The organism is Streptomyces sp. BV286, assembly GCF_019090165.1.
In the GTDB taxonomy this organism is placed as follows: Bacteria; Actinomycetota; Actinomycetes; order Streptomycetales; family Streptomycetaceae; genus Streptomyces.
This window is the reverse complement of the sequence record NZ_JAHRIB010000212.1, coordinates 158,105-171,864: the sequence shown is the minus strand read 5'-3', so window position 1 is coordinate 171,864 and position 13,760 is coordinate 158,105. Positions and strand designations below refer to the sequence as shown.

12 protein-coding genes are annotated in these 13,760 nt (G+C 70.9%); 9 read left to right on the top strand and 3 right to left on the bottom strand.

Annotated elements, in window-relative coordinates; genetic code table 11:
- Positions 1 to 274: 274 nt before the first annotated feature.
- The 5 genes from KUF83_RS41355 (at position 275) to KUF83_RS41335 (ending at position 4,217) form a co-directional block, all read left to right on the top strand.
- Complete coding sequence (locus tag KUF83_RS41355) at positions 275 to 526, top strand: hypothetical protein (RefSeq protein WP_217460362.1); 252 nt, start codon at positions 275 to 277, stop codon at positions 524 to 526.
- 208 nt (positions 527 to 734) lie between these two features.
- Positions 735 to 890 (top strand): hypothetical protein, encoded by a 156-nt coding sequence (locus KUF83_RS41350; protein WP_217460361.1) that lies wholly within the window; start codon positions 735 to 737, stop codon positions 888 to 890.
- A gap of 228 nt (positions 891 to 1,118) precedes the next feature.
- Complete coding sequence (locus KUF83_RS41345; protein WP_217460272.1) at positions 1,119 to 2,066, top strand: hypothetical protein; 948 nt, start codon at positions 1,119 to 1,121, stop codon at positions 2,064 to 2,066.
- A 211-nt stretch (positions 2,067 to 2,277) separates the two neighbouring features.
- Positions 2,278 to 3,309, top strand: a complete 1,032-nt coding sequence (locus KUF83_RS41340; protein WP_217460271.1) for a LacI family DNA-binding transcriptional regulator — start codon at positions 2,278 to 2,280, stop codon at positions 3,307 to 3,309.
- On the top strand, positions 3,306 to 4,217 hold the full coding sequence (locus tag KUF83_RS41335) for a carbohydrate kinase (RefSeq protein WP_217460270.1): 912 nt from the start codon (positions 3,306 to 3,308) through the stop codon (positions 4,215 to 4,217). The genes KUF83_RS41340 and KUF83_RS41335 overlap by 4 nt, the downstream gene beginning before the upstream one ends.
- A 166-nt stretch (positions 4,218 to 4,383) precedes the next feature.
- On the opposite strand, the gene uvrA is transcribed toward KUF83_RS41335, so the two are convergent.
- Positions 4,384 to 7,497 (bottom strand): excinuclease ABC subunit UvrA, encoded by a 3,114-nt coding sequence (gene uvrA / locus KUF83_RS41330; RefSeq protein WP_217460269.1) that lies wholly within the window; start codon positions 7,495 to 7,497, stop codon positions 4,384 to 4,386.
- Between the two features lie 223 nt (positions 7,498 to 7,720).
- On the opposite strand from uvrA, the gene KUF83_RS41325 reads away from it, so the two are divergent.
- A complete protein-coding gene (locus tag KUF83_RS41325; RefSeq protein WP_217460268.1) occupies positions 7,721 to 8,410 on the top strand; it encodes a maleylpyruvate isomerase family mycothiol-dependent enzyme in 690 nt (229 codons plus the stop codon).
- Positions 8,411 to 8,420: 10 nt separating this feature from the next.
- Positions 8,421 to 9,077 (top strand): MBL fold metallo-hydrolase, encoded by a 657-nt coding sequence (locus KUF83_RS41320; protein WP_217460267.1) that lies wholly within the window; start codon positions 8,421 to 8,423, stop codon positions 9,075 to 9,077.
- Between the two features lie 389 nt (positions 9,078 to 9,466).
- Here KUF83_RS41320 and aroQ read toward each other — a convergent pair whose 3' ends face one another.
- On the bottom strand, positions 9,467 to 9,940 hold the full coding sequence (gene aroQ / locus KUF83_RS41315; RefSeq protein WP_217460266.1) for a type II 3-dehydroquinate dehydratase: 474 nt from the start codon (positions 9,938 to 9,940) through the stop codon (positions 9,467 to 9,469).
- A gap of 103 nt (positions 9,941 to 10,043) precedes the next feature.
- Between aroQ and KUF83_RS41310 the strand changes: the two genes are divergently transcribed.
- Together KUF83_RS41310 and KUF83_RS41305 are read left to right on the top strand one after the other, a co-directional pair.
- Entirely contained in the window at positions 10,044 to 11,090 is a 1,047-nt protein-coding gene (locus KUF83_RS41310; protein ID WP_217460265.1) for a S66 peptidase family protein, read from the top strand.
- 60 nt (positions 11,091 to 11,150) lie between these two features.
- Complete coding sequence (locus KUF83_RS41305) at positions 11,151 to 12,455, top strand: MFS transporter (RefSeq protein ID WP_254645124.1); 1,305 nt, start codon at positions 11,151 to 11,153, stop codon at positions 12,453 to 12,455.
- A 72-nt stretch (positions 12,456 to 12,527) separates the two neighbouring features.
- Here the strand turns inward: KUF83_RS41305 and KUF83_RS41300 are convergent, their stop codons facing one another.
- Positions 12,528 to 13,628: a calcium:proton antiporter gene (locus KUF83_RS41300; protein ID WP_217460264.1), complete on the bottom strand. Its 1,101-nt coding sequence runs from the start codon at positions 13,626 to 13,628 to the stop codon at positions 12,528 to 12,530.
- Between the last annotated feature and the right edge of the window lie 132 nt (positions 13,629 to 13,760).

Sequence of the window (13,760 nt, the reverse complement as noted above, 5' to 3'; positions counted from 1 at the left end):
GCCGAGCCGCTCACAGAGGTTCGCCTGCCCCTCGCTGAGCGTGACGTCGTCACCGGCCAGGACGGCCCTCCCGCGCGGGAGGCTGTGCTCCGTCCATGGTGCCTACCGTCCGCTCGGCCGACCGGTATCGCACACGTCTGCGGTACTTGTCCGCGGTACGCGTGCAACAGCCTGCCGGGCGTGGACGGTTACGGCCTGCCGGTGGCGGGCAATGGAGGTGGACCGGAACCCGTTTCGGGGGCTGGCCGTGACGACACGGAAACAGTTCGGGGCAATGCTCGTACCAGTGCAGATGCAGGTGGACCGGGCGCCCCGGACAAAGGGCGTCGGGTCGATGACCGAAGGGCTGCGGAAGATGCGACAGACACGGATCGAGAAACCACGACGGTCGGTCCGGGTCCGCCCGTACGAGGACGAGGAGCTGTACGGCGACGGTCTGCTGTCCGGCCTCGACCCCCGCGACCCCGACATCGTCCGTGCCAAGCGCCTGCGGTCGGCACGGCACGGCGGGGACCCCCGCCCCTGAACCGGACGGTTCTTCCCCCTTCCGTGCAGGCAGCCCGGAGCGTACGCGTGTCACGAGGACGGGACTCCCCCTCGCTGGATCTTCGCCACTCACGCTCCGGGCCGTCCTCGGTCGGGGAACACCTCGCCGCCCGCCTCCTGGGCGTCCTGCGGCAGAGGCAGCCTCACGACGAGCGTCGCGCCCCTGCCCGGCCGTCTCCGCACGCGTGATGGGAACGCTCACCGCGTCCGTGCCCGCGGTGAGCCTCGTCCCGACCCGCTCCCTGAAGGATCTCCAGGAACTGGTGGCGGCCGGCCCGGCCCGCGGCTTCCTGCACAGGTCGGCGCTGTCCGCGCGGGCGGTCCGGGACCTTCTGGCGCGGTGAACGGACACCTCGACGCGCCACTCCGGGGGACCGCGCCGCGCGCCCGGACAGTGAAGTTGCGCATCAGGTGTTGTCCGGGCCTGGTCAACAGGCTTCAATGCGGGATGACTTGGGCCGGGAACCACGGCGTACGCATGTGACCATCCCCCGTACGCAGACCGGGCGGCCCCTCCGAACAGCGCGAACGGCCCCACCAGCCCTCGCGAGCTCGCACAGAGAGGCCCCTGCATGCGGCACGGCACACAGCACGCGGACGTCGCCGCGGCGGAACTGGAGACGGCCCTGCGGGGCGGCCCCTTCCATGTCGCGCTGCGCGCCGCGATCACCGCCCGTGGACTGCCGCTGCAGCGCGTGCAGCACCATCTGACGCGGTACGGGGTCAAGGTCGGCGTGACGAGTCTCAGTTACTGGCAGCAGGGCGCCCGGCGCCCGCAGCGCGCCGAGTCACTGCGCGCCGTGCGCGCCCTGGAGGAGATACTCCAGCTGCCCGACGAGTCGCTGATCCGGCTGCTCTCGAAGGCGGACGACCACTCCGGCGTACAACGGCCGGCGGCCCGCTCGTACCGCTCGCTGGTCGAGGCCTCCGGAGTCCTGGAGAAGCTGCTGGCCGAACTCGACTCACCGTTCGACGGCGGACTCCTCGGCCTCGGCCACCACGAGCGGGTACGGATCGGCACCCGCCGCGAGCTGCTGGGGCGCGACTCCCAGCACATCGTGCGGGCCCACAGTGACGGCGTCGACCGCTATGTGGCCGTCCACCACGGCGACCCCGGCTGCGTCCCGGAGCACATGAGTGTGCACGCCCTGGAGAACTGCCGCACCGGCCGCGTGCTCCGGCACCACGAGACCGGCGTCCTCGTGGCCGAGCTGCTCTTCGACACGCGCCTGCGGGCGGGCGACACCTTCCTGTTCCGCTACGGCGTGGAGGACGGCACGGCGGGCGCGTCCGGCGAGTACGTCCGGGGGTTCGGCTTCTCCGGCGGGCAGTACGCCCTCGAAGTGCGGTTCGCCGAGGAGACGCTGCCCGTGCGCTGCCACCGGTTCGCCCAGCATTCGGCGGCGGCGCCACGCAGCGGCCGCCAGGAGCTGCCGCTGAGCGGCCACCACCGGTCGGTCCACATGGTGGAGCAGCGGGTGCGGTCGGGGATCGTGGGGATCGCGTGGGACTGGGAGTGAGTCGCAGGGCCGATCCGCAGGGCCGATCCGCAGGGACATGACGTGAGGGGGTGCGCCACCGCCCGTAGGGCGGCGGACTGCCGACGGCCGACCGACCCCCAGCCATCCATCCATCAACCATCAGCTGACGTAAACGCTTACGTAAGCGTTTACGTCACCTTTCGCATGGGGTACTTTCGCGGGGCGAGCAGCCGCATCCCAGGAGGCACCCTTGGCGACGATGGCCGACGTGGCCCGGCACGCGGGCGTTTCCGTCGCGACGGTCTCCCACGTGCTCAACGCCACGCGCCCGGTGCTTCCGCACACCCGCCAAGCCGTTCTCGACGCCATCGACGCTCTCGGCTACACCCCGAACAGCCTGGCCAGATCCCTGGTCACCGCACGGACGCGGTCCATCGGGCTCGCGGTGTCGGCGATCAGCAACCCCTACTTCACGGAGATCCTCCAAGGCGTGGAGGCCGGCGCGCTGGAGCACGGCTACGGCCTGCTGATCGCGGATCCGCACGATGATCCGGCCCATGAGCGCAAGGTGGTCCAGCTGCTGCACGAACGACGCGTGGACGGGATGATCGTCGCGCCCTCGGCGGATCCGCAGGGACTGGTCGACTACCTCGCGCGGCACGACGTACCGACGGTGTTCCTGGACAGACTGGTCGACGAGACCAGGGCGCCCGGCTTCGCGTTCGACCAGGTGTGCGCGGAGAACGCCGAGCCCGTCTCCCTCCTGGTCACCCACCTCGCCGAGCTGGGCCACAGGAGGATCGGTCTGGTCGCGGGACTCCCGGGGCTCAGTACGACGACCGAGCGGATCACCGGCTACCGGCGCGGCCTGGCCTACGCGGGACTCGCGTACGACGAGCGGCTCGTGGTCCCCGGCAGCTCCGAGGCGGCGGGGGCGGAGCGGGCGACCGAGGCGCTGCTGTCCCTTCCGGCGCCGCCGACGGCACTCGTCACCGCCAACAACGCGATGACCATCGGTGCCCTGCGTGCCGTGCGCGAGCGGGGCCTGTCCGTGCCCGGCGACCTGGCCCTGTGCTGCTTCGACGACTTCTCCTGGGCGGACCTCTTCTCGCCCCGGCTCACCGCGATCTCCCAGCCGAGCAAGGAGATCGGGGCCCGGGCCGTGCGGCTGCTGCTGGAGCGGCTGGGCTCGCCCGGTCGTGCGGCCCGTACGGTCCGGCTGCCCTCCGCCTTCGTCCACCGCACCTCGTGCGGCTGCCCCGAGAAAGGATCCGACTCGTGATCGTCGTCGCCGGTGAGGCCCTGATCGACCTGGTGCCCATGGAGAGGGGCGCGCTCGCCGGGCTCGCCCCGCGCCGCGGCGGCGGTCCGTACAACACGGCGGTGGCGCTGGGCCGGCTCGGCTCCCCCACGGCCTTCTGCTCCCGGGTCTCGGACGACGCCTTCGGCGAGGCTCTGGTCGGCGGGCTGCGCGAGGCGGGTGTCGACGTGTCATCGGTGCAGCGGGGCGCCGAGCCGACGACCCTCGCCGTCGCTTCCATCGCCGCGGACGGCTCGGCCGGCTACTCCTTCTACGTCGAAGGGACCGCGGACCGGTTGTTCTCAACGCCCTCGCAGCTCCCGGGCGGGACGCGGGCGGTGTCCTTCGGTACCTGCTCGCTCGTCCTGGAGCCGGGCGCGAGCGCGTACGAGAAGCTGATGCGGAGCGCGTCCGCGCAGGGAGTGTTCACCGCGCTCGATCCGAACATCCGCGCGGGGCTCATTCCCGACCCGGACGCCTACCGGGCCCGGTTCAAGAGCTGGCTGCCGTCGGTGTCGCTGCTCAAGCTGTCCGAGGAGGACGCCCGGTGGCTGGGCGGTACTCCGCGCGAGTGGCTGGCCGCGGGGCCCTCGGCCGTGGTGGTCACGCGGGGCGGCGACGGACTGACCGCCTTCACCCCTGACGGCGGGGAGTACTCCGTGCCGGGTGAGCGGGTCGACGTGGTGGACACCATCGGCGCGGGCGACACGGTGAACGCGGCGCTGCTGCACGGTCTCGCCGCCCGCGACGCACTGTCCGGGGCGGGTCCGACCGGCCTGGGGGCCGACGGCTGGGGCGAGTTGCTGCGGTTCGCCGCGCGAGCCGCGGCGGTCACCTGCTCCCGGGCGGGCGCGGAACCGCCGTACGCCCATGAGGTGGACGCGTTCTGAGGACTGGAGTGCGGTTCGCTCGCAGCCATGCGGCAGGACCGCGGGCAGGCAAGCGAACGAGGGGGGCCTGCCCGCCGAACAACGCGCGACGCGCCGTGCCCCACGGGGAGTTCCCGTGGGGCACGGCGCGTTGCGGTGACACTCTCCCGAGGCGTTCGGGCCTGTCTCAGGCCTTACGGGCTCGGGCCGTCGTCTTCTTCGCCGGGGTCGCCTTCTTCGTGGCCCCGGCGGCCTTATTGGCGGCCGTGCCGTTGGCGGCGGTGGTCCTGGCCGCGGCGGACTTCGCCGTCGTGGTCTTGGCCGTCGTGGTCTTGGACGCCGTGGCCTTGGACGCCGTGGTCTTGGCCGTGGCCGTCTTCCTCGTCGTCGACCTGGCCGCCACGGCCTTCTTGGCGGCGGCCTTGCGCGGGGCCTCGACCTGCGAGGCGTCACTGACGCGATCCGCGCCGAGGACCTCCTGCAGGAACTTGCCCGTGTGGCTGGCCGGTACCGCGGCGACCTCCTCGGGTGTGCCCTCGGCGATGACGATGCCACCGCCGGCGCCGCCCTCGGGGCCCATGTCGACGACCCAGTCCGCGGTCTTGATGACGTCGAGGTTGTGCTCGATCACGATGACCGTGTTGCCCTTGTCGACCAGACCGGACAGCACGACGAGGAGCTTGCTGATGTCCTCGAAGTGCAGGCCGGTGGTCGGCTCGTCGAGGACGTACACCGTGCGTCCGGTGGACCTCTTCTGCAGTTCGCTGGCGAGCTTGACCCGCTGGGCCTCGCCGCCGGACAGGGTCGTCGCGGACTGGCCGAGCCGGACGTAACCGAGACCGACGTCGTTGAGCGTCCTGAGGTGGCGGGAGATCCCCGGGACGGCCTCGAAGAAGTGCATGGCCTCTTCGATCGGCATGTTCAGGACGTCGGCGATGGACTTGCCCTTGTAGTGGACGTCCAGGGTCTCCCGGTTGTATCGGGCCCCGTGGCAGACCTCGCACGGGACGTACACGTCCGGGAGGAAGTTCATCTCGATCTTGATCGTGCCGTCGCCCGCGCAGTTCTCGCAGCGGCCGCCCTTGACGTTGAAGGAGAAGCGGCCCGGCAGGTAGCCGCGGACCTTCGCCTCGGTCGTCTCGGCGAACAGCTTGCGGACGTGGTCGAAGACGCCGGTGTACGTCGCCGGGTTCGACCGGGGTGTGCGGCCGATGGGCGACTGGTCGACGTGCACGACCTTGTCGACGAGGTCGTCGCCGTCCACGCGCGTGTGGCGGCCGGGGACGCTCCTGGCGCCGTTCAGCTCGCGGGCCAGGTGCGTGTACAGGATGTCGTTGACCAGCGTCGACTTGCCCGAGCCCGAGACACCCGTGACGGCCGTGAGGACACCCAGCGGGAACGACACGTCGATGTCCCGGAGGTTGTTCTCGCGGGCTCCGTGCACGGTGAGCTGCCGGGAAGGGTCGCGCGGGCGCCGGATGTCGGGCAGCGGGATGGCCTTCTTGCCGGACAGGTACTGACCGGTCTGCGACTCCTCGTTGGCGAGCAGCTCCTTCAGGGAGCCGCTGTGCACGACGTGGCCGCCGTGCTCACCGGCGCCGGGGCCGATGTCGACGATCCAGTCGGCGACCTTGATGGTGTCCTCGTCGTGCTCGACGACGATGAGCGTGTTGCCCATGTCGCGCAGCCGGACCAGGGTCTCGATGAGGCGGTGGTTGTCCCGCTGGTGCAGGCCGATGGAGGGCTCGTCGAGGACGTACAGGACGCCGACGAGGCCGGAGCCGATCTGGGTCGCGAGACGGATGCGCTGGGCCTCCCCTCCGGAGAGGGTGCCCGCGGCGCGGTTCAGCGAGAGGTAGTCCAGGCCGACGTCGACCAGGAACCGCAGCCTTTCGTTGACCTCCTTCAGGACGCGCTCGGCGATCTTCTTGTCACGCGCGTCGAGCTTCAGCTTGCCCAGGAAGTCCGCGCAGTCGCTGATGGACATGGCGGAGACCTCGGCGATGGACTTCTCCATGACCGTGACCGCGAGGACGATCGGCTTGAGGCGCGTGCCCTGACAGGTGGGGCAGGGCACCTCGCGCATGTAGCCCTCGAAGCGCTCGCGGCTCGTGTCGCTCTCGGCCTCGCTGTGCCGCCGCTTCACGAAGGGGACAGCGCCCTCGAAGGGCGTGGTGTAGACGCGCTCCCGGCCGTACCTGTTCCGGTAGCGGACCTCGATCTGTGTCTTGTGGCCGTGGATCAGGGCCTTCTTGGCGCGCTGCGGGAGACCGGCGAAGGGGATGTCGGTCCGGAATCCCAGCGCGTCCGCCAGGGCCCCGATGAGGCGCCCGAAGTAGTCCTTGGTGTGGCCGTGCGACCAGGGGTGGATGGCGCCCTCGTCGAGGGACTTGTCCTCGTCCGGGACGATCAGCTCCGCGTCGACCTCCATGCGTGTGCCGATGCCCGAGCAGTCGGGGCAGGCGCCGAAGGGCGAGTTGAAGGAGAAGGAGCGGGGCTCCATCTCCTCGAAGGACAGGTCGTCGTACGCGCAGTACAGGTGCTCCGAGTACATGCGCTCGCGCTCGGGGTCGTCCGAGGGGAGGTCGACGAAGTCGAGCACCACCATGCCGCCGGAGAGGCCGAGCGCGGTCTCCACGGAGTCGGTCAGGCGGCGCTTGGCGCCCTCCTTGACCGTGAGGCGGTCGATGACCACCTCGATGGTGTGCTTCTCCTGCTTCTTCAGCGTGGGCGGGTCGGTGAGCTGGATCGTCTCGCCGTCGACCCGGGCGCGGCTGTACCCCTTGGTCTGGAGATCGGAGAAGAGGTCGACGAACTCCCCCTTGCGCTCGCGCACCAGCGGGGAGAGGACCTGGAAGCGGCTGCCCTCCGGGAGCTCCAGGACCTTGTCGACGATGGCCTGCGGCGACTGGCGCGAGATGGGGCGGCCGCACTCGGGGCAGTGCGGCTTGCCGATGCGCGCGAAGAGCAGCCGCAGGTAGTCGTAGACCTCGGTGATGGTGCCGACCGTCGAGCGCGGATTGCGCGAGGTCGACTTCTGGTCGATGGAGACCGCCGGGGAGAGACCTTCGATGAAGTCGACGTCCGGCTTGTCCATCTGGCCGAGGAACTGCCGGGCGTACGAGGACAGTGACTCCACGTAGCGCCGCTGCCCCTCGGCGAAGATCGTGTCGAAGGCCAGCGAGGACTTGCCCGACCCCGACAGGCCCGTGAAGACGATGAGCGAGTCGCGCGGGAGGTCGAGCGAGACATTCTTCAGATTGTGCTCGCGCGCTCCACGGACGATGAGACGGTCGGCCACGCCGGTCCGCACCTTTCTAGAGAGAAGTGACAGGGGCGAGGCCCCCGTCCTTCTCAGACTAGGGGGAGCCACTGACAGCGCCGGTCTGGTTCGCCTCTTGCCCAACAATTCCGGGCCTCCAGGAATGCCCGGCGCTGCCCCCGACCTTATAGCACGTGCATTCGATTCACGGAGGTCGTCCACCACCTTCACCCGATCGTGTGGCGGAGCTATCGTCGGGCGCATGAACGATCATGTGCGCGACCTGGCGTCTGTACGTGACGCGACCGATCGGCTGCTCACCGCAGTCGCCACGTTGGACAACGCCGCCGTGACGCAACCGTCACGGCTCCCCGGCTGGAGCCGCGGCCACGTCCTGGCCCACCTCGCCCGCAACGCGGACGCGCTCCTGAACGTCCTGGAGGGGCGGCCGATGTACGCCTCCGGTGAGGCCCGGGACGCCGACATCGAGCGGGACGCCCCGCGCCCCCTGGAGACACAGCTCGCCGACCTGCGCGACAGCGCCGCCCGCTTCCAGGAGGCCGGTTCCGTGCCCGCCGACTGGTCACGCACCGTGGAACTGCGCAACGGGGTCACCGACTCGGCGGCCCGGGTGCCGTTCCGCCGGTGGATCGAGATCGAGCTGCACCGGGTGGACCTGGGAATCGGGTACGAGCTGGAGGACCTGCCGGAGGACTTCGTCCAGCGGGAGGTGGCCTTCCTCACGGACCGTTTCGCCGGGCATCCCGGGGTGCCCTCCACGCGCGTCACGGACGGCACGCGCGCGTGGAGCACGGGACGTGACTCCGGAGGCGGCACCGAAATCACCGTGACCGGTCCCGCACCCGCCCTGCTCGGCTGGCTCGCGGGACGCCGCGACGGGGCCGCTCTGCTCGTCGACGGCGGACCGTTGCCGGTTCTGCCTCCGCTATAGGCTGAGCGGTATGACGTACAGCGGAGCGGTGAAGGTCGGCGGCCCTGCGGATGTGCACGAGCTGCGGGACCTGATGATCTCCAAGGTCGCGGTCGGCCCGATGGACAACAACGCCTATGTGCTGCGCTGCCGGGCCACGGACGAACAGCTGCTGATCGACGCGGCCAACGACGCCAGGACGCTGCTCACACTGATCGGCGACGACGGCATCGCGTCCGTGGTGACCACGCATCAGCACGGCGACCACTGGCAGGCGCTCGCGGAGGTCGTGGCGGCCACGGGCGCGCGCACGTACGCGGGACGGGACGACACCGAGGGCATCCCCGTACCGACGGACGTCCCGCTCCAGGACGGCGACACGATCCGCGTGGGGCACGTGGAGCTGACGGCACGTCATCTGGTGGGCCACACCCCCGGGTCGATCGCGCTGGTCTACGACGACCCGCACGGTCATCCTCATGTGTTCACGGGTGACTGTCTGTTCCCGGGCGGTGTGGGCAACACACGTAAGGATCCGGAGGCGTTCGCCAGTCTGATGCGCGATGTCGAGACGAAGATCTTCGGCACGCTCCCGGACGAGACCTGGGTCTACCCGGGACACGGCGGCGACACGACGCTGGGCGCGGAGCGGCCTCACCTGCCGGAGTGGCACGCCCGGGGCTGGTGAGTCCGCACGTGCCGTCCGTGCCGCCCGCGAGGAGCTGAACATCCTGATGCCGCGCGGGAGTCGGTGAAGCGCATGATGCCGGATGCGGGGTCGGTCATCACGCGCGCCGTCGCGCGCCCCGTGTGAACCGAGCACACGCGCTGGTGCCCTGCGCGCGCTCCCCGCGCGTGCGGGCGCGCGGTCCACTGAGGGCAGTCCCGCACAGGATGACGGCTCCTGCGCGGACGGGCCGCCGGCCTTACGATCCCCGCCCTTCGGCCGGCGGCCCCGCCCTGGCAGCGGTGGCCGACGTCCGGCGGCCACCGCCCCGGGCGCCGTGTCCGGTCCTTCCCGCGCCCGCCCGGCCCGTCGGTTCCGTCCGTGGCCGACCGCCCCGCCTGCCGCGGCGCTCAGGTCGCCGTCCGCCCCGTCCCCGCCATCGCCGCGACCCGCTCCACACCGAACACGTACCCCTGCACACCGCAGCCGGCGATGACACCGTCGGCGCGGACGGAGACGTACGAGTGGTGCCGGAACGCCTCGCGCTGGTGGATGTTGGAGATGTGGACCTCCAGCACGGGCAGGCCGTCACAGGTGTTGAGCGCGTCCAGGATCGCGACGGAGGTGTGCGAGTACGCGCCCGGGTTGATCACGATCCCGCAGTGGCCGAGGCGTGCCTCGTGGATCCAGTCGACCAGTTCGCCCTCGTGGTTGGACTGCCTGAAGTCCACCGTGCCGCCGTGCGCGGCCGCCGCCTTGGCGCACATCGCCTCGACGTCGGCGAGGGTGTCGGAGCCGTAGATCTCCGGCTGCCGCTGCCCCAGGAGGTTCAGATTGGGGCCGTTGAGAATCATGATCGGGGCGTTGGCGAGGGTGCGGGGCACGGTTCCTCCGGTCCGCTCGGGTGATGCGGCCCGTTCAGGACCGCTGCTCCGACCCGGTTTATCACGGTGCGCCGACACCGGGTCGGTCCCTATGGTGCCGGGCATGACGACACCCGCGTACCCGCCCAAGCCCGTGCCCGGCGACCGGGTGGCCGTGATCTCCCCGGCGGCCGCCCTGCCGGCGATCCTGCCGCTTCCCTTCGAGTTGGGCCTCTCGCGGCTGCGCACGGAGTTCGGCCTCGAACCGGTCGAGTATCCGGCGACCCGGAAGATGGACTCGACACCGCGGGAGCGCGCCGCCGACATCCATGCCGCGTTCGCCGACCCGGACATCAAGGCGGTCCTGGCTTCGATCGGCGGCGACGATCAGATCACCGTGCTGCCACTGCTGGACCGGGAGCTCGTCCGTGCCAATCCCAAGCCGTTCTTCGGCTTCAGCGACAACACCAACCTGCTCGCCTTCCTGGCGAACTGCGGGATCGTCGGCTACCACGGCGCGAGTGTGATGACCGAGTTCGGCCGCCCCGTCGCCATGCATCCCCTGACCGCCGAGTCCGCCCGGGCCGCACTCTTCACCTCGGGCTCGTACGAGTTGCGGCCCGCGGCGAACTGGCGTGACGTCGACCGCGACTGGGCCGACCCCGCGACCTTCGAGTCCGAACCGGTGACCCGGCCCGGCACCGGGTGGACCTGGGTCAACCCCGACCGTGTGGTGGAGGGCCGCAGCTGGGGCGGCTGTCTGGAGACCGTCGGCTGTCTGCTGATGGCCGACCGGGAGATCCCGGGCGACCCCGCCGTCCACGACGGAGGCGTGCTCTTCCTGGAGACCTCGGAAGAACTGCCGAGCGACGAGGGGGTGTTCCGCGTCCTGCGGGGCATGGGAGAGCGCGGTCTGCTCCAGCGTTTCTCCGCGCTGCTGATGGGCCGCGCGAAGACCTGGTCGTTCGAACATCCCAACAGCCCTGAGCGGGGCGCCCGTTACGCCGCCGACCAGCGTGCGGCCGTACAGCGCGCGATGCGGGCGTACGCCCCCGACGCCATGGTCGTCTTCGATGTGGACCTCGGCCACACGGATCCGCAGATCGTCATCCCCTACGGCGGGGTGATCCGGGTCGACGGTCCTGCCCGGCGCATCACGGTGACGTACTGACACCGGCCGGGCCTCCGCGCGCCCCCGTAACCCATCGTCACCGTGGGTGGTTGACGCGGCATGGACCGTGCACGCACCGTAAAGCCCCCTTCCATGCTGCGGCTCGCCGTCGCCGCGCTCGCCGGGACGGCCATCGAGTTCTACGACTTCTTCGTCTACGGGACGGCGGCCGCCCTCGTCCTGGGCCCGCTGTTCTTCCCCACCTTCTCGCCGGTGGCGGGCACGCTGGCGGCCTTCGGGACGTTCGCGGTCGGGTTCGTGGCGCGACCACTGGGTTCGGTCCTGTTCGGACACATCGGGGATCGGCACGGACGGCGGCCCGTGCTCGTCGCCTCCTTGCTGCTGACCGGCGCCGCGACCGTCGCGGTGGGCTGCGTACCGACGTACGACTCCATCGGTACGGCCGCTCCTGTGCTGCTCCTTGTGCTGCGTTTCCTGCAGGGGCTGGGGCTCGGCGGGGAATGGGGCGGGGCGGTGCTGCTGACCGCGGAGCACGCGCCCGCCCACCGTCGTGGACTGTGGTCGAGCTTCCCCCAGATCGGGCCGGCGCTGGGTTTCGTCCTCGCCAACGGTGTGATGCTGGCGCTGTCGGCGACGCTCTCCGAGGCGCAGTTCGCGTCCTGGGGCTGGCGGGTGCCGTTCTGGGCGGCGGGCGTGCTCGCCGCCGCCGGGCTGTGGTTGCGGTCCTCCCTCGCCGAGAGCCCGCAGTTCCTCGAGATGCGGGAGCACGCGCGCGTGCCGCTCGCCGAAGTGGTCCGCGGCCACTGGAGGCTGGTGCTGCTGACCGCAGGGGCGCTCGCGGTCGGGTACGCGCTGTTCTACGCCGTGACCACCTGGTCCCTCGCCTACGCGACCGAGCGGCTCGGGGTGAGCCGTACCGTCATGCTGGCCTGCATCATGGCGGCCGTCGTGGTGAAGGGAGCGCTCACTCCGGTGGCGGCCGTCCTGGGCGACCGCTACGGACGGCGGCCACTGTGTCTGGCGGGCTGCGCGGGTGCCGCACTGTGGATGTTCCCCATGATCGCGCTGCTGTCGACGGGTGAACCGCTGCTGATGTTCTTCGGGTTCCTGGTGGCGCTGATCGCGTTCGTGACGATGTTCGCCGTGATCGCCGCGTATCTGCCGGAGCTGTACGAGCCGCGGGTGCGCTGCACGGGCGCCGCGGTCGGCTACAACCTGGGCGGTGTGCTCGGTGGCGCGCTCACCCCGATCGTGGCGACCGCGATCGTCGAACAGAGCGGTCGGGTGCCGTGGGGCGTGGCCGCCTATCTGACAGGCGTGGCACTGCTCAGCCTGGGGTGTTTCGCGTTGCTCCCGGAGACCCGGCCGGTGACCGTGGTGGCTGCCGAGCCGGCCACGGGGTGAGGGATGCCGGCGTCCGAGGGCCGGCGACCGGTGGCTGGTCGGAGTCCGCGCGCCGCTTCAGGGCCCCGGACCCTACGGGTTGATCGCGAGTTCCAGATAGGCCGCGAACAGGACCAGATGCACACCACCCTGAAGCGGGGTCGCCCGGCCGGGGACCACCGTGAGGGAGCTGACCACGACGGTCAGCGCGAGCAGCACCATGTGGGTGGCACCCAGGCCGAGGACGAGCGGGCCGGAGAGCCAGATGGACGCGACGGCCACAGCCGGGATGGTCAGGCCGATGCTCGCCATCGCCGAACCGAGGGCCAGGTTCAGACTGGTCTGCACACGGTCACGGCGGGCGGAGCGCAGCGCGGCGATCGTCTCCGGAAGCAGGACGAGCAGAGCGATGATCACGCCGACCACGGCGTGCGGCATCCCGGCCGCCTCCACCCCGGACTCGATGGTGGGCGAGACGCCCTTGGCGAGTCCGACCACGCCGACCAGGGCCAGGGCGAGAAGTCCCAGGCTGGTCCTCGCTGTCCTGGAGGAGGGGGTGTCGGCGTGGTCGTCCGCGTCGATCACCTCGCCCTGTCGTGTGATCGGCAGGAAGTAGTCGCGGTGCCGCACGGTCTGCGTGGCGACGAACATGCCGTACAGGACGAGCGAGGAGAGCGCGGCGAAGGTGAGCTGGGTGGTGGAGAACTCCGGGCCCGGCTTGCTGGTGGTGAACGTCGGCAGGACCAGGCTGAGCGTCGCCAGTGTCGCCACGGTCGCGAGAGCAGCGCCGGTCCCCTCCGCGTTGAACACCGCCAAGCCGTGCCGCAGGGAGGCGACCAGCAGACTCAGGCCGACGATTCCGTTGCAGGTGATCATCACTGCCGCGAAGACGGTGTCGCGGGCCAGCGTGGAGCTCTTGTCCCCGCCGTCCGCCATGAGGGTGACGATCAGCGCCACCTCGATGATCGTGACGGCGACGGCGAGGACCAGCGAACCGAAGGGCTCACCCACCCGGTGGGCGACCACCTCGGCATGGTGGACGGCGGCCAGCACGGCACCGGCCAGCACCAGCGTCACCAGGGCGACGACCGCACCGGGGAGATCACGGCCCCATGTGAAGACCAGCAGGACGATCGCGATCACCGGCACGACGGCCGTCCACTGCGTCACGAGTGACCGGAGCCGAACAAGCATGCAGCGATCGTCCCAGCCATACGACGGCCCCGCACCCCGATTGGGCGATGCGGGACCACGGTCGGGAGCGCGGCGAACGAGCCACCGGCTGCTGCCCTCCTGGCGCCACAACCACAGCCGCGTCCCTGGCTG